The 18605-nt window shown below is 70.9% G+C and carries 18 protein-coding genes; 12 read left to right on the top strand and 6 right to left on the bottom strand.

All coding sequences use genetic code 11. From position 1 onward, the window contains the following. Positions 1–42: 42 nt before the first annotated feature. From HQM25_RS05255 to HQM25_RS05235, 5 genes are read left to right on the top strand one after another with little or no spacing between them, the layout of a single operon-like run. A complete protein-coding gene (locus HQM25_RS05255) occupies positions 43–867 on the top strand; it encodes an ABC transporter ATP-binding protein (protein ID WP_172989288.1) in 825 nt (274 codons plus the stop codon). After that, complete coding sequence (locus HQM25_RS05250) at positions 864–1673, top strand: ABC transporter ATP-binding protein (protein ID WP_172989287.1); 810 nt, start codon at positions 864–866, stop codon at positions 1671–1673. Before HQM25_RS05255 ends, HQM25_RS05250 begins: the two co-directional genes overlap by 4 nt. Further along, complete coding sequence (locus HQM25_RS05245; protein ID WP_172989286.1) at positions 1670–2749, top strand: ABC transporter permease; 1080 nt, start codon at positions 1670–1672, stop codon at positions 2747–2749. Before HQM25_RS05250 ends, HQM25_RS05245 begins: the two co-directional genes overlap by 4 nt. A gap of 2 nt (positions 2750–2751) precedes the next feature. Continuing rightward, on the top strand, positions 2752–3798 hold the full coding sequence (locus tag HQM25_RS05240; RefSeq protein ID WP_172989285.1) for an ABC transporter permease: 1047 nt from the start codon (positions 2752–2754) through the stop codon (positions 3796–3798). After that, entirely contained in the window at positions 3795–6071 is a 2277-nt protein-coding gene (locus HQM25_RS05235; RefSeq protein ID WP_217275196.1) for a glycoside hydrolase family 3 N-terminal domain-containing protein, read from the top strand. Before HQM25_RS05240 ends, HQM25_RS05235 begins: the two co-directional genes overlap by 4 nt. A 23-nt stretch (positions 6072–6094) precedes the next feature. On the opposite strand, the gene HQM25_RS05230 is transcribed toward HQM25_RS05235, so the two are convergent. Further along, positions 6095–6934, bottom strand: a complete 840-nt coding sequence (locus HQM25_RS05230) for a DUF3027 domain-containing protein (RefSeq protein ID WP_172989284.1) — start codon at positions 6932–6934, stop codon at positions 6095–6097. Then, positions 6918–7301 carry a cold-shock protein gene (locus HQM25_RS05225; RefSeq protein WP_172989283.1) on the bottom strand — a complete coding sequence of 128 codons (384 nt, stop codon included), beginning with the start codon at positions 7299–7301 and terminating at the stop codon, positions 6918–6920. The genes HQM25_RS05230 and HQM25_RS05225 overlap by 17 nt, the downstream gene beginning before the upstream one ends. Positions 7302–7413: 112 nt before the next feature. On the opposite strand from HQM25_RS05225, the gene HQM25_RS05220 reads away from it, so the two are divergent. Genes HQM25_RS05220 through HQM25_RS05210 form a run of 3 tightly spaced genes read left to right on the top strand, consistent with a single transcriptional unit; the run spans position 7414 to position 11118 of the window. Next, complete coding sequence (locus tag HQM25_RS05220; protein WP_172989282.1) at positions 7414–7680, top strand: multidrug ABC transporter ATPase; 267 nt, start codon at positions 7414–7416, stop codon at positions 7678–7680. A 2-nt stretch (positions 7681–7682) separates the two neighbouring features. Then, a complete protein-coding gene (locus tag HQM25_RS05215) occupies positions 7683–9401 on the top strand; it encodes a helicase-associated domain-containing protein (RefSeq protein WP_254359555.1) in 1719 nt (572 codons plus the stop codon). Between the two features lie 52 nt (positions 9402–9453). Next, entirely contained in the window at positions 9454–11118 is a 1665-nt protein-coding gene (locus HQM25_RS05210) for a DNA repair helicase XPB (RefSeq protein WP_172989281.1), read from the top strand. Between the two features lie 2 nt (positions 11119–11120). On the opposite strand, the gene HQM25_RS05205 is transcribed toward HQM25_RS05210, so the two are convergent. Continuing rightward, on the bottom strand, positions 11121–12008 hold the full coding sequence (locus HQM25_RS05205; RefSeq protein WP_172989280.1) for an alpha/beta fold hydrolase: 888 nt from the start codon (positions 12006–12008) through the stop codon (positions 11121–11123). A gap of 73 nt (positions 12009–12081) precedes the next feature. Here HQM25_RS05205 and HQM25_RS05200 point away from each other — a divergent pair, with 73 nt between their 5' ends. Further along, entirely contained in the window at positions 12082–12630 is a 549-nt protein-coding gene (locus tag HQM25_RS05200; RefSeq protein WP_172989279.1) for a TetR/AcrR family transcriptional regulator, read from the top strand. Between the two features lie 9 nt (positions 12631–12639). Here HQM25_RS05200 and HQM25_RS05195 read toward each other — a convergent pair whose 3' ends face one another. Genes HQM25_RS05195 through HQM25_RS05185 form a run of 3 tightly spaced genes read right to left on the bottom strand, consistent with a single transcriptional unit; the run spans position 12640 to position 15448 of the window. Beyond that, on the bottom strand, positions 12640–13341 hold the full coding sequence (locus tag HQM25_RS05195) for a pyrimidine reductase family protein (protein ID WP_172989278.1): 702 nt from the start codon (positions 13339–13341) through the stop codon (positions 12640–12642). Next, entirely contained in the window at positions 13341–14231 is an 891-nt protein-coding gene (gene folP / locus HQM25_RS05190) for a dihydropteroate synthase (RefSeq protein ID WP_172989277.1), read from the bottom strand. Before folP ends, HQM25_RS05195 begins: the two co-directional genes overlap by 1 nt. Next, a complete protein-coding gene (locus HQM25_RS05185) occupies positions 14228–15448 on the bottom strand; it encodes an NAD(P)/FAD-dependent oxidoreductase (RefSeq protein ID WP_172989276.1) in 1221 nt (406 codons plus the stop codon). The genes folP and HQM25_RS05185 overlap by 4 nt, the downstream gene beginning before the upstream one ends. 155 nt (positions 15449–15603) lie before the next feature. Between HQM25_RS05185 and HQM25_RS05180 the strand changes: the two genes are divergently transcribed. The 3 genes from HQM25_RS05180 (at position 15604) to HQM25_RS05170 (ending at position 18509) form a co-directional block, all read left to right on the top strand. Beyond that, a complete protein-coding gene (locus tag HQM25_RS05180; RefSeq protein WP_172989275.1) occupies positions 15604–16296 on the top strand; it encodes a response regulator transcription factor in 693 nt (230 codons plus the stop codon). A 20-nt stretch (positions 16297–16316) separates the two neighbouring features. Next, positions 16317–18083, top strand: coding sequence for a sensor histidine kinase (locus tag HQM25_RS05175; protein WP_172989274.1), 1767 nt, complete (start codon positions 16317–16319; stop codon positions 18081–18083). A gap of 138 nt (positions 18084–18221) precedes the next feature. Beyond that, positions 18222–18509: a WXG100 family type VII secretion target gene (locus HQM25_RS05170; protein WP_172989273.1), complete on the top strand. Its 288-nt coding sequence runs from the start codon at positions 18222–18224 to the stop codon at positions 18507–18509. Positions 18510–18605 lie beyond the last annotated feature (96 nt).

The following is an 18605-nucleotide window of genomic DNA, read 5'->3' as shown; positions in this document are numbered from 1 at the left end:
ATCCACCCCGCCCGCCCCACACTCCACGAAAGCGAGAAACCCATGAGGGACGCCCTGCTCTCGGTCGACGACTTCTCGGTCGTGTACGACGTCGATCCCCCTGTCCGCGCGGTGCGAGGAGTCACCCTGGAGCTGCGGCGCGGCGAGATCCTCGGTCTCGCCGGCGAGAGCGGGTGCGGCAAGACCACGCTCGCCTACGGGCTCCAGCGGCTGCTCAAGCCGCCGGCGGTCATCACGAGCGGATCGGTGGTCTTCCACGACGCCGACGGCGACGACATCGACATCAACGCGCTGGATTCCGAGCAGATGCGCCGCTTCCGCTGGGACAAGATCTCCATGGTGTTCCAGGGCGCGATGAACTCGCTGAACCCGGTCACCACGGTCGGGTCGCAGCTGGAAGACGTCTTCGAGGTGCACCGTCCCGAATACTCCCGCGCCGAGCGACGCGCGGCCGTCGCCGAGCTGCTCGAGATCGTCAAGGTCGGCGCCCAGCGTTCGCGGTCATACCCCCACGAGCTGTCGGGCGGCATGCGCCAGCGGATCATGATCGCCATGGCGCTGGCCCTGCGACCTCAGCTGATGGTGATGGACGAGCCGACGACGGCGCTCGACGTCCTGGTGCAGCGGGAGATCCTGCGGCAGATCTCGCAGCTGCGCCACGAGTTCGGATTTTCCGTGATCTTCATCACCCACGACCTTCCGCTGCTGCTGGAGATCAGCGACCGCATCGCGATCATGCGCGACGGCGAGGTCGTCGAGCTCGACACCGCAGAGCGGATCTGGACCGATCCCCAGGACGAGTACACCCGCACGCTCCTCGCCTCCTTCCCCCGGCTCACCGGCGAGCGGGGGGTGGTGCTCCGATGACCATGCTCGAGTTCGACGCCGTGACCAAGGCGTACAGCGTGCGCGGCGCCGGCCAGATCAAGGCCCTCGACGATGTCAGCTTCACGCTGCACTCGGGACAGACGATCGGACTCGTCGGACAGTCCGGCAGCGGCAAGTCGACGATCGCGAAGATCCTCACCCAGCTCGAGACGCCCACAAGCGGCGAGGTGCGTCTCGACGGCCGCCCGATCCCCCGCCGCGGGGCCGGCCTGCGCGCCTATCGCCAGCAGCTTCGCATGGTGTTCCAGGATCCCTTCGCCTCGCTGAACCCTTACCACTCGATCCGCTACACCATCCAGCGCCCCCTCGAGCTGGACCACGTCGTGCCGAAAGACCAGCTCGACGACGAGGTGCGACGTCTGCTCGATCGTGTGCGCCTCGATGCCGCTCGTGTCATCGACCGGCGGCCCCACGAGCTCTCGGGCGGCCAGCGTCAGCGTGTCGCCATCGCCCGCGCCCTGGCGTCGCGGCCGCGACTGCTCGTGGCAGACGAACCCGTCTCGATGCTCGACGTGTCGATCCGTCTCGGCGTGCTCAATCTGCTCGCCGACCTGCAGCGCGAGGAAGGGCTCGGCGTGCTCTACATCACGCACGACCTCGCGACCGCCCGCCACTTCAGTGACGAGATCCTCGTCCTCAATCAGGGGCGCGTCGTGGAGCGCGGCCCCGCGGACGACGTGATCCTCCGCCCTCAGAACCCGTACACCCAGCAGCTGCGCGCGGCATCCCCCGATCCCGAGACCTACTTCGCGCATGCCTCAGGAATCCTCGGAGGTGAGAAGTGAGCGCGGTCGCCCCCCAGATCCCCGCACCGGACTTCGACGCGATCGAGGCGGGCACGACGGCCACCAGCGCCGTCGCCGGCCGAACCCGGATCCCCTGGCGCTTCCTCGGGGGACGAGCCCTGTTCTACCTGTTCACCCTGTGGGCGGCCATCACCATCAACTTCTTCCTCCCCCGCCTGATGAAAGGCGACGCGGTGACGGCGTATCTCGCGCGCAACCGCAATGTGTCGCCCGAGGCGGCCGAGGCGCTGCGAGCGCTCCTGGGGCTCGACACCGACACCTCGCTGTGGCAGCAGTATCTCGACTACTGGGGACTGCTTCTGCGCGGCGATCTCGGCATCTCACTGCTGCACGGAATGCGACCGGTGACGGAGGTGGTCGGCCAGTCCCTCATCTGGACGGTCGGGCTCGTCGGCTTCGCCACCCTCGTCGCATTCGCGATCGGCACCATCGGCGGCGCGATCGTCGGCTGGCGGCGGGGCAGCCGCCTCGACGCGCTCATCCCGATCACGACGTTCCTGAGCACCATCCCCTACTTCTGGCTGGGCCTGGTCGCCATCTCGGTGTTCTCGGTCGCCCTCGGCTGGTTCCCGATCGGCAAGGCGTACGGTGTGGGCGTGAGGCCGGAGTGGTCGGCGGAATTCATCGGCGACGTCGTGCACCACGGCTTCCTCCCCGCCGCGACGATCATCGTCGCCTCCCTCGGCGGCTGGATGCTCGGCATGCGCAACATGATGCTGACGGTCCTCGACGAGGACTACGTCACGGTGGCCCAGGCCAAGGGTCTGCCGAATCAGCGCGTGCTGTGGCGCTACGCCGCCCGCAACGCGGTGCTTCCGCAGATCCAGAGCTTCGCGCTCGCGCTCGGCTTCATCGTCGGCGGGACCATCGTCATGGAGGTTGTCTTCAGCTACCCCGGGGTGGGCAAGCTGCTGCTGGATGCCACGAACGCGAAGGATTACGCGCTCATGCAGGGCGTCTTCCTCGTGATCACCATCTCGGTGCTGCTGGCGAACCTGCTCGCAGACGTCGCCTACGCATTCCTCGACCCGCGCACGCGCCAGACGGAGGCCTGAACATGGACACCATCACCGAGGCCGGCGCCGCGCGGCAGGCGCACACCCCCGCGACGGCCACCGTGCGCAGACCCCCGGCAGAGCGCGCGCCGAAGCGCCCGACGTTCTGGTCCAAGCTCGGATCGGCGTTCGCCATGTTCGGCAATGGCAAGTCGATCGCGGGGCTCTCCATTCTCGGGTTCTTCGTGCTCGTCGCGATCTTCGCCGATCTGCTCGCCCCGTACTCGCCCACCAAGGTGGACAACACCGCGCGCTTCCAGCCACCGTCGGCCGCCCACTGGCTGGGCACCACCCACATCGGCGAAGACGTGCTGAGCCAGGTCATCCACGGCACGCGCGGCGTCATCGTGGTGGGGTTCCTCGCGGCCGTCATCGCCACGCTCATCGCGATCGTCGTCGGCGTGACCTCGGGCTACCTTCGCGGATGGCGCAGCGAAGCGCTGTCGGCCGTCACCAACGTGTTCCTCGTGATCCCGGGCATCCCGCTCATCATCATCGTGGCGACGATGTTCGAGGACCCGCCGCTGTGGGTCATCGCGGCAGTGCTCGGCCTCATCGGCTGGGCGTGGGGTGCGCGGGTGCTCCGCGCGCAGACCATGTCGCTGCGCGGCAGGGACTTCGTGCTGGCCGCGCGGGCGAACGGCGAGCCTCTGCGCCGAATCATCACCGTCGAGATGCTGCCCAATCTCATGGCCCTGATCGCGGCGAGCTTCGTGGGCACGGTGACGGCGGCCATCATCGGTCTCACCACGCTGTCCTACATCGGCATCATCCCCGTCACCACGTACAACTGGGGCACGATCCTCAACTGGGCCAGCGCCCAGGGCGCATTCCGTCTCGGCCAGTGGTGGTGGTATCTGCCGCCGGGGCTGTGCATCGCCGCGATCGGCGTGGCGCTGTCGCTGATCAACTTCGGCATCGACGAGTACGTCAATCCTCGCCTGCGCTCCGCCGGTGAGCGCGCCCGCGCGATGAAGAAGAAGGGCCTCGACGTGAACGACACCGTCACCGCCGTCCGGCCCGCAACGACCACACAGGAGACTTCGTGACCACCCCCGACATCGCCGCAGCGGCCTACCTCGACGCCGCCCTCCCCGTCGCCGACCGCATCGCCGACCTGCTCACTCGCATGACGATCGAGGAGAAGGTCGGGCAGATGATGCAGCTCGACGCGCGGGAGGACCTCGAGGACCAGGTGCTGCGCCAGCACGTCGGCTCGATCCTGCACGCGTCGCCCGAGCGGCTCATGCGCGCGCATGAGCTCGTCGGCCGCACGCGGCTGCGCATCCCGCTGCTGGTCGGCGAGGACTGCATCCACGGCCACTCGTTCTTCGAGGGCTCGACGATCTTCCCCACCCAGCTCGGCATGGCCGCCTCGTGGGATGCCGATCTGCTCGAGCGGGTCGCCCGCGCGACGGCGGTCGAGGTCTCCGCCACGGGCGTTCACTGGACCTTCTCCCCCGTGCTGTGCATCGCGCGCGATCTTCGCTGGGGCCGCATCGACGAGACGTTCGGCGAGGACCCGTTCCTCATCGGCGAGCTGGCGTCGGCGATGGTGCGCGGCTACCAGGGCGGCGGACTGGATGATCAGACGGCGATCCTGGCGACCGCGAAGCACTTCGCCGGGTACTCCGAGACCCAGGGAGGGCGCGACGCCAGCGAGGCCGACCTTTCGCGCCGCAAGCTCCGCTCCTGGTTCCTGCCGCCGTTCGAGCGCGTCGCGAAGGAGGGTTGCCGCACCTTCATGCTCGGCTACCAGACCACCGACGGTGTGCCGATCACGGTCAACGACTGGCTGCTGAACGACGTTCTGCGCGCGGAGTGGGGCTATACCGGCACGCTCATCACCGACTGGGACAACGTCGGCCGCATGGTGTGGGAGCAGAAGGTCCAGCCCGACTACGCCCACGCGGCGGCCGCCGCCGTCAAGGCCGGCAACGACATGATCATGACGACACCGGGCTTCTTCGAAGGCGCTCTGGAAGCCATCGACCGCGGCATGCTGAGCGAGGCCGACCTCGACCGCGCCGTCGCCCGCATCCTGCTCCTGAAGTTCGAGTTCGGGCTTTTCGAAGACCCGCGGCGCCCCGACCCGGCTCGCGTCGCCACCGTCGTCGGCGGCGACGTCCACGCCGACCTCAATCTCGAGGCGGCGCATCGCTCGCTCGTGCTGCTGCGCAACGACGGCCTGCTGCCGCTGGCCCCGACGCCGCGGCGCATCGCAGTGCTCGGCCCCCTCGCCGACGATGCGCAGACGCAGCTCGGCGATTGGGCCGGCTCGTCGGGGCAGGCCGACTGGCTCCCCGACGGGCATCCGCGCGCGATGATCACGACGGTGCTCGACGGCCTGCGCGCCGCGGTGGGCCCCGACGCGGTCTCCTTCGCGCGCGGAGCCGACATCCTCACCCTCGAGGACGACCCGGAGGGCGCACTGTTCCCCGACGGGCAGCCCCGTCCGCAGATCGTGGTGCCCTGCGACCCCGATCCGGCTCAGATCGCCGAGGCCGTCGCCGCCGCCCAGGGCAGCGACCTCGCCGTGGTGGTCGTGGGCGATGTCATCGAGCTGGTCGGCGAAGGCCGCTCCACGGCGACGCTCGAGCTCATAGGCGGCCAGGTCGCGCTCCTCGACGCGATCGCGGCCGCCGGCACCCCGTTCGTCGTCGTGCTGCTGGCCTCCAAGCCTCTCGTGCTGCCGCCCTCGGCGGACGCGGCCGCGGCCCTGATCTGGGCCGCCAGCCCCGGCATGAAGGGCGGCGAGGCGATCGCCGATCTGCTCCTCGGCCGCATCGAGCCGACGGGCCGCCTGCCGATCTCGTTCGCCCGCCACTCGGGCCAGCAGCCCACCTACTACAACCAGATCCGCGGCCAGCACGGCTCCCGCTACGCCGACCTCACCCAGAGCCCCGCGTTCGCCTTCGGCGAGGGCCTCTCGTACACGACGGTCGACTACGACGGACTCGAGCTGATCGACGACGAGTGCGCCGTCGACGACGTCGTACGCGCACGTGTGCGGCTGACCAACTCGGGCGCGCGCCCCGCGCGCGAAGTGGTGCAGCTGTACGTGCGCGACAGCGTCACCTCTGTCAGCTGGGCCGACAAAGAGCTCAAGGGCTACCGCCTGGTCGACCTCGCGCCCGGCGAATCGCGCACGGTCGAGCTGGAACTCGCCGTGGCGGACTGCTCGATCGTGGATGCCGCGGGCGCACGCGTCGTGGAGCCCGGCGAGTTCGAACTGCTCGTGGGTCCGTCCTCGCGCGATGAGGCACTCCGGTCGGTCATCTTCCGGGTGCGCGCCGCGACGCCCGCCGTCGCACCGGTGTGAGCGACGGCTGACGCCGACGAGGACTATTCGTCCTCGTCGGCGTCTTCTTCGTCGTCCTCGTCGGCGTCTTCTTCGTCGGCGTCTTCTTCGTCGTCCACTTCGACCGCATCCGCCTCGTCGGCGGAGTCGTCGAGCTCGTCGATGTCGACGCCGTCGACATCGCCGGCGTGCAGGATCGGCGAGCCGTCGTCGTCGAAATCGGCCGCGTCGAGGTCGTCGACGTCATCGAGGTCGGCCTCGGACTCCTCCGCGTCGTCGTCGGCATCGTCGATCTCGACGTCTTCCTCGTCGAGGGCGGCTTCTGCCAGTGCGGCCTGCGCGGCCTGGTAGTCGGCCAGGCGCACGGCCCACGGCACCCAATCCGGCGCCAGCAGCGCGCCGTCGCCCGGGAGCAGCTCCACCTCGAGCACAGTGGGCTCGGCACCGTCGACGCGGGCGAGGCTCACCGTCCAGTACCAGCCCGGATACCCGCCGAGGCGGTTGTGGAATCGCAGCGAGACGACGCCGTCGGCCTCTGCCCGGTGGCCGGCAGGCGCACCGATGGTCGTGTCGGGCGTGATCTCGCGCAGCGCGGCGAGGGCGAGGTCGTGCGCCTCGAGAAGCGCCGCATCGGGCTCCGCGAGCACCTCCGGCGCTTCCGCGATCTCTCCGACGGACACGTCGGTCTCCGCGGGCGTCTCCGTCTCGGCGTCTGCGGCGGCCTCCACGGGCGCTTCAGCCTCCACGGGCGTTTCAGCCTCCACGGGCGCTTCGGCCTCCACGGGCGTTTCGGCCCCGGCGGGCGCGGCGGTCTGCGCGCTCACGGACAGCGCGTCGGTCGCCTCGGTCTCGGGCGCGGCATCGGACTCAGGCGTCGAAGTCATCTGCGACCTTGCGCAGCACGGCCGCGATCTTCTTGGCCTGCGGGCCGCCGGGGTAGCGCCCGCGACGCAGGTCGGCGCCGATCCCATCGAGGAGCTTCACGAGGTCCTCGACGATGATCGCCATGTCGTCGGCGGGCTTGCGCGAGCGCTTGGACAGGCTCACCGGCGCGTCGAGCACGCGCACCGAGAGCGCCTGCAAGCCGCGCTTGCCGTCGGCGACGCCGAACTCGAGCCGCGTCCCCGCCTTCGGCGCGGGCGCGCCGGAGGGCAGGTTGGTGGCGTGCAGGAAGACGTCCTGGCCCTCATCGGTGGTGATGAAGCCGAACCCCTTCTCCTCGTCGTAGAACCTGACCTTGCCGGTGGGCATTTCACAACCTCGCTGCTGACGGCGCCCGAGAACGCGGGCATGACGGAACAGGGATCAGCAGATCCCCGGCGACAAGCCTACGGCACCAGGGACAGCGGGTAGGCTGAGGCGGATGAGCAATCGCACTCCGGGCGAAGATGTCCCGATCCGCCCGATCGACCGGATCCTGGCGTTCATGTCGCTGGGCCTGCTGCTGCTGTCGATCATCAGCTTCTTCGCGATCATGATCGGCTCCTCTTCGGGAGCGGACATGTCCAGCGGCGTCTGGCCCGCGGTGGGGGTTCTCGTCTACATCGCGCCGATCATCGCCTTCGCACTGCTGCTGACGGTTCTGATCATGAGCTTCGTGCGGAGGTCCCGGGCCAACCGGGGAGACTGAGGGTGTCCGACGGGCGGGGTCTCGCGTCGTGGCTGGTCACGCGCGACGACGCCACGCTCGCGGCACTCCTGGCGGCACGCGGCGTTCCCGCCTCCACGGGCTGGGATGACTTCTTCGACGTCGCCGAAGGCCTCCTCGATGCGAGCTCGATCGACCGCGCCCTCGTCGCCCTCGACCGCGACGCCCTGCACGCACTGGCCGGCGCATCCGCGTCCGCGTCCGTGACCCGTCGACTGGCCGCCCTCGCGCTGGTCGACGATGCCGGTGCCCCGTATGCGCCGGTCGGCGCGCGCGTGGCCCTCCTGGCCGCGCAGCACCCCGATGCCTTCACCGCCTCTCTTCCGGAGGTGCCGGCGAGCCCGCCCGACGACCGGGGCGCCGCCGCCGCGGCCGAGCACGTGTTCGCCGCTGCCGGCTCCCTCGCCGATGTGCTCCTCGCGTGCGCGACGACCCCGCTCACCCGCACCGGCTCGGGCGCGATCAGCGCCGTCGATCGCAAACGGCTCATCGAGGCCGGCGCCGTGCACACCGGCGAGGAGCTCGACGACCATCTCGCCGTCGCGACCGCGTGCGGGCTCCTGCACGCCGGCGAACGCGTGTGGACCCTCACCGACGCCGGCGAGGCATGGCTGGCTTCGTCCACCCCGCACCGCTGGGCGAGGATCGCGCGCGGCTGGCGGGCCGCCCTCCCCGAAGGGATGCTCACCGCGGAAGGCGGATTCCGCGACCCCACCTCGTGGCCGGCTGCGTACCCGCTCGATCCCGAGTGGCCGGCGGTCGCCGACAGGCACCGGCGCACGGCCGGCCGGTGGGGCATCCTCGACCCGGCCGGACGCACGCCGGCGTGGGCGGCGGGGCTGCGCGGGGGCGGCGAGCCCGACCCCGAGCAGCTCGCCCGGCTCCTGCCGGCGGAGATCGACCGCGTGTACCTTCAGGCAGATCTCACGGCGATCGCCCCCGGGCCGCTCGCCCCCGCGCTCGATCTGCGCCTGCGCCGCATGGCGGTGCGCGAGTCCCGCGCTCAGGCCTCGACCTACCGCTTCACCGCCGGCTCGGTCAGCGGCGGCATCATCGCCGGTGAGACCGCCGAGTCGATGCGCGCGTTCCTGCGCGAGCTGTCGCTCACGGGCATCCCGCAGCCCCTGGACTATCTCATCGAGAGCACGGCCTCCCGGCACGGCCTCGTGAAGGTCGTAGAGGATGCCGCGACCGGCCGCACCCGCGTCGACAGCCCCGACCCGGGGCTGCTCGCTGCCCTGTCGGTCGATCAGGTCCTCCGCCCGCTGGGGCTGGTGGAATCGGGCGGCGCCCTGCTGTCGCGGGTCGCCCGCGACGCCGTGTACTGGTCGCTGGTGGACGCCCGCTATCCGGTGGTCGCGCTCGACGGAGGCGGCGAACCCGAGGAGCTGCACCGGCGGGCGGCAGGCGTGTCCTCCGCGCGCCTCACGACCCCGCTCGAGACCTATCGCGACCTCATCCTGCGGCTGCGCGAGGGCCACGGCGCCGACGGCGATGCCGCGTGGCTGGCCCGCGAACTCGAGCAGGCGGTGCGCGCCCGCAGCGAGATCGTGGTGGTCGTGCGCATGCCCGACGGCAGCGAGCGCTCGCTGACCGTGGAGGCGGCGGGTCTCGGCGGAGGGCGCCTGCGCGGACGCGATCGCACCGCCGACATCGAACGCACGCTGCCCGTTTCGAGCATCGTGAGCGTGCGCCCCGCGTGAATCGGCGTCGCCCCGCGCCGCCATCGATGCGCCGCCGGTAGAATGGCCTGTTATGGCTGACGGACCCCTCATCGTGCAAAGCGACCGCACCGTGCTGCTCGAGGTGGCGCATCCCGACGCCGAGAGCGCCCGCCACGAGCTCGCGATCTTCGCCGAGCTGGAGCGGGCGCCCGAGCACATCCACACGTACCGCATCACCCGGCTCGGCCTGTGGAACGCCCGCGCCGCCGGGCACGACGCCGCCGACATGCTCGCGACGCTCGACCGCTGGTCGCGCTTTCCGGTGCCCCCGTCCGTCTCGATCGACATCTCCGAGACGGTGGGCCGCTACGGCCGGCTCGTGATCGAGCGCACCCCCGTCGCCGAGGACGGCACCGGCGGCGAGCTGGTGCTGCGCTCGACCGACGCCGCCGTGCTCGCCGAAGTGTCGAAGAACAAGCGCATCCAGCCCCTGCTGATCGGCCATCCCTCCCCCGACACCTTTGTGGTGGATGCCTGGGCCCGCGGTCACATCAAGCAGGAGCTCCTCAAGATCGGCTGGCCCGCCGAAGACCTTGCCGGCTACACGCCCGGCACGCCCCACCCGATCGACCTCGCCGAGGACGGATGGACGCTGCGCCCGTACCAGCGCCACGCCGTCGACATCTTCTCCGACGGCGGCTCGGGCGTGGTGGTGCTCCCCTGCGGCGCCGGCAAGACGCTCGTGGGCGCCGGGGCGATGGCGGCGACGAAGACGACGACGCTGATCCTGGTCACCAACACCGTCAGCGCCCGGCAGTGGCGCGACGAGCTCCTCAAGCGCACCTCGCTGACCGCCGAGGAGATCGGCGAGTACTCCGGGCAGTCGAAGGAGATCAAGCCGGTCACGATCGCGACCTACCAGATCCTCACGGCCAAGCGGAAGGGGCAGTACGCGCACCTGGCCCTGCTCGACGCGCTCGACTGGGGTCTGATCGTCTACGACGAGGTGCACCTGCTGCCGGCTCCGGTGTTCAAGCTCACCGCCGACCTCCAGGCCCGACGCCGCCTGGGCCTGACCGCCACCCTCGTGCGCGAGGACGGCCGCGAGGGCGATGTGTTCAGCCTCATCGGCCCCAAGCGGTTCGACGCCCCCTGGAAGGAGATCGAGGCCCAGGGCTTCATCTCCCCTGCCGTCTGCTACGAGGTGCGCGTCGACCTGCCGGCGGGCGACCGGCTCGAGTACGCCGCGGCGGCCGACGACGAGCGCTACCGCCTCGCCGCCACCGCGCCGGCGAAGATCGGCGTCGTGCGCCGGCTCGTCGAGCGCCACGAGGGCGAGCGCATCCTCATCATCGGCCAGTACCTCGACCAGATCGACGTGCTCTCCGAGGCCCTCGGCGCGCCGAAGATCACCGGTCAGACGCCCGTCGACGAGCGGTCGGAGCTGTACCAGGCGTTCCGCGAGGGCGAGATCTCGGTGCTCGTCGTCTCGAAGGTCGCGAACTTCTCGATCGACCTGCCCGAGGCATCCGTCGCCATCCAGGTCTCCGGCTCGTTCGGCTCGCGGCAGGAGGAGGCCCAGCGCCTCGGCCGCCTGCTCCGGCCCAAGCAGTCGGCCCACACGGCGAGCTTCTACACGCTCATCGCCCGCGACACCGTCGATCAGGACTTCGCGCAGAACCGCCAGCGCTTCCTCGCCGAGCAGGGCTACGCGTACACGATCTTGGACGCCCACTCCATCGACGTCGCAGCCTGAACTCAGCCGACGCGCGCGAAGAAGTCGAGCGCGAGCTCCTCGACCGCACGCGGATTGTCGTCGGTCATGAAATGGGCCGCGCCCTCGACCGACGCGATCTCCAGGTGGTCGGCGTAGCGGGAGACGTCTGCGCAGTGCCGACGGACGAACGGCGCCGTGAGCGGGTGGTCCTCGACGCTGAACGCGTAGAGGCTCGGCACACGCAGTCGCTCCTTGCGATACGCACCGGTCACCAGGCGCGGCGCCTCGCCCCCGATGAGCCCCCGGTACACCTCGCGCACCGCCGCGTCGATCGCCGGGTCCCGGTGCGGCGCGAGGTAGGTCTCGACCGTGGCCGCCGACATCGGCACGGCGATGTACGGCGGACGGAACAGATACGCGAGCGATCGACCGGCGCGGTGGAAGCGGAGCTTCGGAACGTGCCGCATCGCGGGAAGCATCGCCGGTGTGAGCCTCATGAACGGCGGAGGCACCGACAGGACGATCATCGCGCGCACCCGATCCGGCGCCGCGTACGCCATCTGCGCGGCAGGAAGGCCTCCCATGTCGTGCGCGACGATGCGCACGCGGTCGAGCCCCATCACATCCATGAGCCCGAGCAGGTCATCCCTCATCGACAGCCGCTCGATCCGCGTGGTCGCCGCGCGCGTCCAGCCGGACCCGCGCAGGTCGGGGCAGATCACCCGGTACCGGGCGGCCAGAGCCGGGCCGATGATGCGCCATTGCCACCAGTGCTGCGGAAACCCGTGCAGCATGACGACCGGCTCGCCTTCGCCGACCTCGGCCACGTGCGTGCGCAGGCCGCGGGTATCGACGAACCGGTGCGTGAACCCCGCGACCTCCGGAAGCGGCGGTGCCGCATCCGAGGCGGGAACCGTCTTCTCGTCCATGACGCGAGATTACTACTTTCATAGTGTCGTGTCACTACTTCTGTAGTAGCTCGATCCTCCGTAGGGTGAGGGTGTGGCATCCACCCGCACCCGCGCCCTCGACGCCGCCCTCGCCCTCGTCGGCGAGGAAGGGATCCGCGCCCTCACCCACGCGCGCGTCGACGAGCGGGCAGGGCTCCCCCGCGGCTCGACGTCGAACTGGTTCCGCACCCGCGACGCCTTGGTGGCGGGGGTGGTGACGTGGCTGTCCGAGCAGGAGCGCGCCGACTTCGAGAACGCCCCTGCCCTCGTGATCGACACGCCCGACGACCTCGTCGAGGCGCTCACACAGGCCGTGGCCCTGTACACCGGGCCGCTGGCGGCACGCACCCGTGCTCGCTATGCGCTCTTCCTCGAGGGCGCGGGCGATCCCGAGCTGCTCGCGCCGCTGATCGCGCAGCGGGCGGTGTTCGTCGCGTGGACGACCGATCTGCTCGCCCGGGTCGGCGCCCCCGACCCCGCCGCCGCCGTGCGCACCGTGATGGCAGCCGGCGACGGCCTCACGCTCCACCGCGTCACGGTGGATCCCGACGCCGAGATCCGGCCCGTCATCGCCCGCGCCGTGCGCGCGTGCATGGACTGAGCGCGGCACTCACCGCGCGTAGCGCAGGAACAGCCAGTCCCCCTCGCGCAGCAGCCCGGCAAGCCCCATGTCGGTGACCCGCTCCGCCCCGCCGCGCAGGATGCGCCCCGCCTCTCCCCCGGCCAGTCGCGGCGACAGTGTCAGGCACAGCTCGTCGACGAGGTCTGCGGCATGCAGCGCGCCGAACAGGTGCGGCCCGCCCTCGCACAGGATCTGCGGCATCCCCAGGCCCTCCAGTCGCTCGCGTGCCGCGGCGAGATCGACGGATGCCTCCCCGCAGACGAGCACGTCGGCGACGGCCCCCAGGGCCGCACGTCGGTCGGCCGGAGCTGTGGCGCAGGTCACCACCAGCGGTCGGACCACCGCCTCCGTGAAGAACGGATGCGCCGCATCCAGATCGAGCGCGCGCGAGACCACGGCGAGCCGGGGCTGACCTGTCAGCCCCGCGGCACGCCGCCACGCGGCATCCTCCCCTTCGACGCGGGTCCCCCCGTACCCCTCCGCCCGCACGGTGCCCGCACCCACGAGGATCACGTCGCACATCGCGCGCAGCACCTGCATCACGGCGCGATCCGTCTCACCCCCGAGGTCGGCGCTCCGGCCCGCGACGGTGGCGGCCCCGTCGATCGAGGACACGAAGTTCATGCGGATGCGAGGGGTCGTGCGGTCCTCGAGCGCGTAGGCCTCGACGAGCGCCTCATGCGGCAGCATCAGTCGTTCCCCTCCGGGCGCATGTTGTGGCGCAGATACGCGGGCTCTCGCCACCCCAGGATCGCCTCCACCATCCGCATCGCGTCAACGGTCTCGGCGACGTTGTGCGCGCGCACGATCCGTGCACCGTGGAGCGCGCAGAACACCGCCGCCGCCAGCGACCCCGGCAGCCGGTCGCCCCGGTCGCGGTCGAGCGTCTCGCCGATGAAGTCCTTGTTCGACAGCGCCACCAGCAGCGGCGAGCCCAGCGCGGCGAGCTCGTCGAGGCGACGGGTCAGCTCGAGCGAGTGGCGGGTGTTCTTGTTGAGGTCGTGCCCGGGATCGAGCACGATGCGCTCCGCGGGGATGCCGCCCGCCAGCGCCCGGTCGCGGCGCTCGGCGAGGAAGCCGCCGACCTCGGCGACCACATCGGCGTACCGCGGCATCGGCAGCTGCGTGCGCGGCTGCGCGCGACTGTGGGCGATCACCACGGCTGCCTCCGAATCGGCGATCACCCGCACCATCTCCGGGTCGCGCAGCCCCGTCGTGTCGTTGATGACGGCCGCTCCCGCCGCGATCGCCGCGCGGGCCACCTCGGGCTGGAAGGTGTCGACGCTCACGGCGACGTCGGCGGCGAGCGCGGCCACGACGGGCACGACACGGGCGATCTCCTCGTCGATCGGCACGGGTGGCCCCGGGGCGAATTTCACTCCGCCCACGTCGATGATCTCCGCGCCGGCGGCGCGCGCGGCGTGTCCCGCCGTCACCGCAGCGTCGAGCGCGAAGGTCGCCCCGCGGTCGTAGAACGAATCGGGCGTGCGGTTGACGATGGCCATGACGGCGATGTGGCGCGCGAGTTCGAGTTCGTGCGCCCCCGCACGTACGCGCGGGGTATCGGGCACGGCCCTCATGCGATGAGGCTCTCGAGCGCGACGTCCGGGTCGCGCAGCGCGGCGGGATCGACGCGCGCTCCCGAGCGGATGAGCGCCTGGACCTGCTCGTTCACGTCCCACACGTTGACATTCATCCCCGCCACCACACGCCCATCATCCACCCAGAAGGCGATGAACTCGCGGGCGTCGAGGTCGCCGCGCACCAGAACCTCCGCGTCGGCCATGAGGGGCGCGTAGCCGGAGAGCTCCATGCCGAGGTCGAACTGGTCGGTGTAGAAGTACGGGATGCCGTCGTGCGCGACGTCGCGTCCGAGCATCGAGCGCGCCGCGACCTTGCCGCCCTCCAGCGCGTTGGCCCAGTGCTCGCTGCGCAGATGGCGCTGGAGCACCGGATGGAACGCGTTCGCGACGTCACCTGCGGCCCAGACGCCCGGGGCGCTGGTGCGCAGCGCGCCGTCGACGAGGATGCCGCCCTGCACCTCCAGACCCGCCTCCTCGGCGAGGGCCGTGTCTGGCACGGCACCGACGCCGATGAGCACGAGGTCGGCCGGCAGGGTCTCGCCGTCGACCACGACGCCCTCCGCGCGTTCCGACCCGACGATGCCCTCCACCGAGACCGAGGTGCGCACCACGACGCCGTGCTCCTCGTGGAGTGCGCGGAAGACCTCCCCCATCCGCGTGCCGAGGGCCGCCGCCAGCGGCACCGGATCCCGATCGAGCACGGTCACCTCGTTGCCGAGTCCGCGGGCGGTCGCGGCCACCTCCATGCCGATCCAGCCCGCCCCGATGACGACGAGGCGCTGCCCACCGTCCCGCAGGGCGGCAGCCAGGGCGTCGGACTGGTCGAGGCTGCGCAGGTAGTGCACGCCGTCCCGGTCGGCGCCCGGCAGCGGCAGGCGCCGCGAGGTCGCTCCGGTCGCCAGCAGCAGGGCGTCGTAGGCGAGCTGCGTGCCGTCCGCGAGGTCGAGGGTGCGGGCGGCGACATCGAGGGCGGTCGCGCGGATGCCGGTGCGCAGATCGATCGCGTGGTCGGCGTACCACGAGGCGGGGTGCAGCACCGCGGCATCCACCCCGTCGTCGCCCGCGAGGTAGCCCTTGGACAGCGGCGGGCGCTGATAGGGCGGATGCGCCTCCGCGGCCACCAGAACGACATCGCCGTCGAAGCCCTCCTCGCGGAGGGTCTCGGCGGCGGCTCCGGCGGCCTGGCCGCCTCCGACGATCACGATCTGCGACATGCGAAGCTCCTCGTCCGGCGGCGGCGCGGCGCCGTCCTGTGGCCATCGTTCCCGCCCGTCGGCTCCGGTTCAAGGGGCTCGCCCGGCCGGGACCGAAACCGGCCGCACCGGCCGATATCCAGACAGCGCATCGGATCCGTGGCCATAATGGGCCCATGACCGCACCGCGCATCCTCGTCGTGGACGACGAGCCGAACATCCGCGACCTGCTCATCACGAGTCTCCGGTTCGCGGGCTTCCAGGTCCGCGCCGTCGCCAACGGCGCGCAGACCATCTCGGCCGTCCTCGAAGAAGAACCCGATCTGATCGTGCTCGACGTCATGCTCCCCGACATGAACGGCTTCAGCGTCACCAAGCGCCTGCGCGGTGCCGGCTACACCGCACCGATCCTCTTCCTCACCGCCAAGGACGAGACCGAGGACAAGATCACCGGCCTCAACGCCGGCGGTGACGACTACGTGACCAAGCCGTTCAGCCTCGACGAGATCGTCGCGCGCATCCAGGCGATCCTCCGCCGCACGATGCAGGCCGACGAGGAGTCCATCATCCGCGCCGGCGAGCTCACGATGGATCAGGACACCCACGACGTGCAGGTCGGCGACGTCTCGATCGACCTCAGCCCCACCGAGTTCAAGCTGCTGCGCTATCTCATGCTCAACCCCAACCGGGTGCTGTCGAAGGCGCAGATCCTCGACCACGTCTGGGAGTACGACTTCAACGGCGACGCGGGCATCGTCGAGAGCTACATCTCCTACCTCCGCCGCAAGATCGACCCCCACTCGACCGAGCCGCTCATCCAGACCAAGCGCGGCTTCGGCTACATGCTCAAGGCGGGCAAGTCGGCCTGAGCCCGTCGAGAGGGGACGTCGTGGCACGAACGTCCGACGCGGTCACCCGGTGGTGGCGGGGCATCAGCCTGCGCGCCAAGGTGACGGGCGTGTGCGTCGCCGTGCTCGCGGCGGGCCTGTTCGGCGCGGGCATCGGCACGACCACCTTCCTCCGCACGGCTCTGGTCGGCAATGTGGACACCAACCTCCGCCAGCTCGCCCAGACGGATGTGACCTCGCCTCTGCTGGATCTGGAGACCGTCGACGGAGTGCTGGAGACCGAGCCGACCGAGAACGCGGCGCAGACCGACTTCTTCGTCGCCGTGTACGAGCCGACCGAGGGCGAGCTCGTCGGCACGGCCGGCGGCCGCGGAGCCCCGGCCCCCGACTTCCCCGAGAGCTTTCCGCTCGACCGCGCCATCGCCTCCACCCTCGCCCCTTTCAATCTGACCTCGGTCGACGGCGAAGCCGAGTACCGCGCGACGGTGACCGTCGAAGAGGTGCGCAGCACCGGAGTGCTGTACACGCAGCTGGTCGCCGTGCCCCTCGCCTCGGTCAACCGCACGATCGCCACCTATCTCGGCATCTACAGCGTGATCGCCGTCATCACCATCGTGGCCGGCGCACTGCTGACGCGGCTGCTGGTGACCCTCGCGTTCCGCAGCCTCCGGCAGGTCGAGACCACCGCCACGGCCATCGCCGAGGGCGATTTCAGCATCCGCATGACCGACATCGCGCCCGGCACCGAGGTCGGGCGCCTGAAGGCCGCGATCAACACCATGCTCGGCGAAGTCGACGTCGCCATCGGCCAGCGCGATGCGACGGTGCAGCAGATGCGCCGGTTCATCGGCGACGCGAGCCACGAGCTGCGCACCCCGCTCGTGACCGTGCGCGGGTACGCCGAGCTGTACCGCATGGGCGCGATCTCCACCGAGGACGATGTCACCCAGTCGATGGATCGCATCGAGAAGGAGGCGATCCGCATGGGCGTGCTCGTCGAGGACCTGCTGAACCTCGCCCGCCTCGACGAGCGCCGCGATGTCGTGATCGCGCCCGTCGACCTGCGTCCCATCGCCCGGGATGCCGCGCTCGACGTGCGCGCTGCCGCACCGCGTCGGCCAGTGACGGTGATCGACACCACGGCGCAGGAGCCGCCTGCGACCACCGGCGAGGTCTCTCCGGCACCCGTTTCACCCTCTGGCCGACGTCGGCCCGCGCCGAACACGTCCGCGATCTCGCGGGCGGGCGCCACGCTGTCGCTGCTTCGCCGTCGTCCGCGCACGGGCTCGATCCAGACCGCCCGGCCCTCCGGCGATGCACCGGCCGGCGGACCGCCCCGTCCCTCGAATCCCGTCCCGGCGCCCGCCGCCCCGATCGCGCCCATCGTGCTCGGCGACGAGAACCGCGTCCGTCAGGTGGTGACGAACCTGCTGGGGAACGCTCAGCGGTTCACCGCCGAGGACTCCCCCATCGAGCTGCGCGTGGGCGTCGACCCCGAGGCCGCGCTGGGCTGGATCGAGATCGTCGACCACGGCGAGGGGGTGCCCGACCAGATCAAGGAGAAGATCTTCCAGCGGTTCTGGCGAGCAGACACCTCGCGCACGCGCGAGACCGGGGGCACCGGTCTCGGCCTGTCGATCGTCTCGGCGATCGTCGAGGCGCTGCACGGGAGCGTCGGCGTCGTCGACACTCCGGGCGGAGGGGCGACCTTCCGGGTCGGGTTCCCCCTGCAGAAGGAGCGGGAGGCGGCCGATCAGAGATTCATCCAGACCCAGCCGATCCGCCGGCCCACCGCCGACGACGCCTGACCTCTCCTCCCCAGACCACGCATGCGAGGGCACCGTCCACGTCGGGCGTTCTCGTCGATGGCGTGCGGCGCGGCATCCCTAGCCTTAACGCATGCGGGCGCGGCATCGGGTCGCCCGCCGGATCCGAGAGGGAACACCATGGCCGTCTTCTCCGTCGACAGCGACGCCGTCCTCGCCGCGACCGCCTCCGTGCGCGGCACCATCGATCGCCTGCAGGCCGAGACGCAGGCGATGATGTCGCAGCTCACGCAGCTCCAGTCGTCGTGGACCGGTTCGGCCTCGGTCGCCTTCCACTCCGTCGTCGAGGAGTGGCGCGCCACACAGCGGCATGTCGAAGAGAGCCTCGCGGGCATCAACTCCGCCCTGGGGGTGGCCGCGCGCCAGTACTCCGAGGCCGAGACGGCGACGATGAGCCTCTTCCGCTGAACGGTCGGGAACGACGAAGGCCCCTCCTCGCGGAGGGGCCTTCGTGTGCGGCGGCTGGGTCTCGATACGCTCGCTTCGCGGGCTACTCGACCTTCA

The organism is Microbacterium hominis (assembly GCF_013282805.1).
Taxonomy (GTDB): Bacteria; Actinomycetota; Actinomycetes; order Actinomycetales; family Microbacteriaceae; genus Microbacterium; species Microbacterium hominis_B.
Note: the sequence above shows the minus strand (reverse complement) of the source record. Positions and strands in the feature narration are given on the sequence as shown.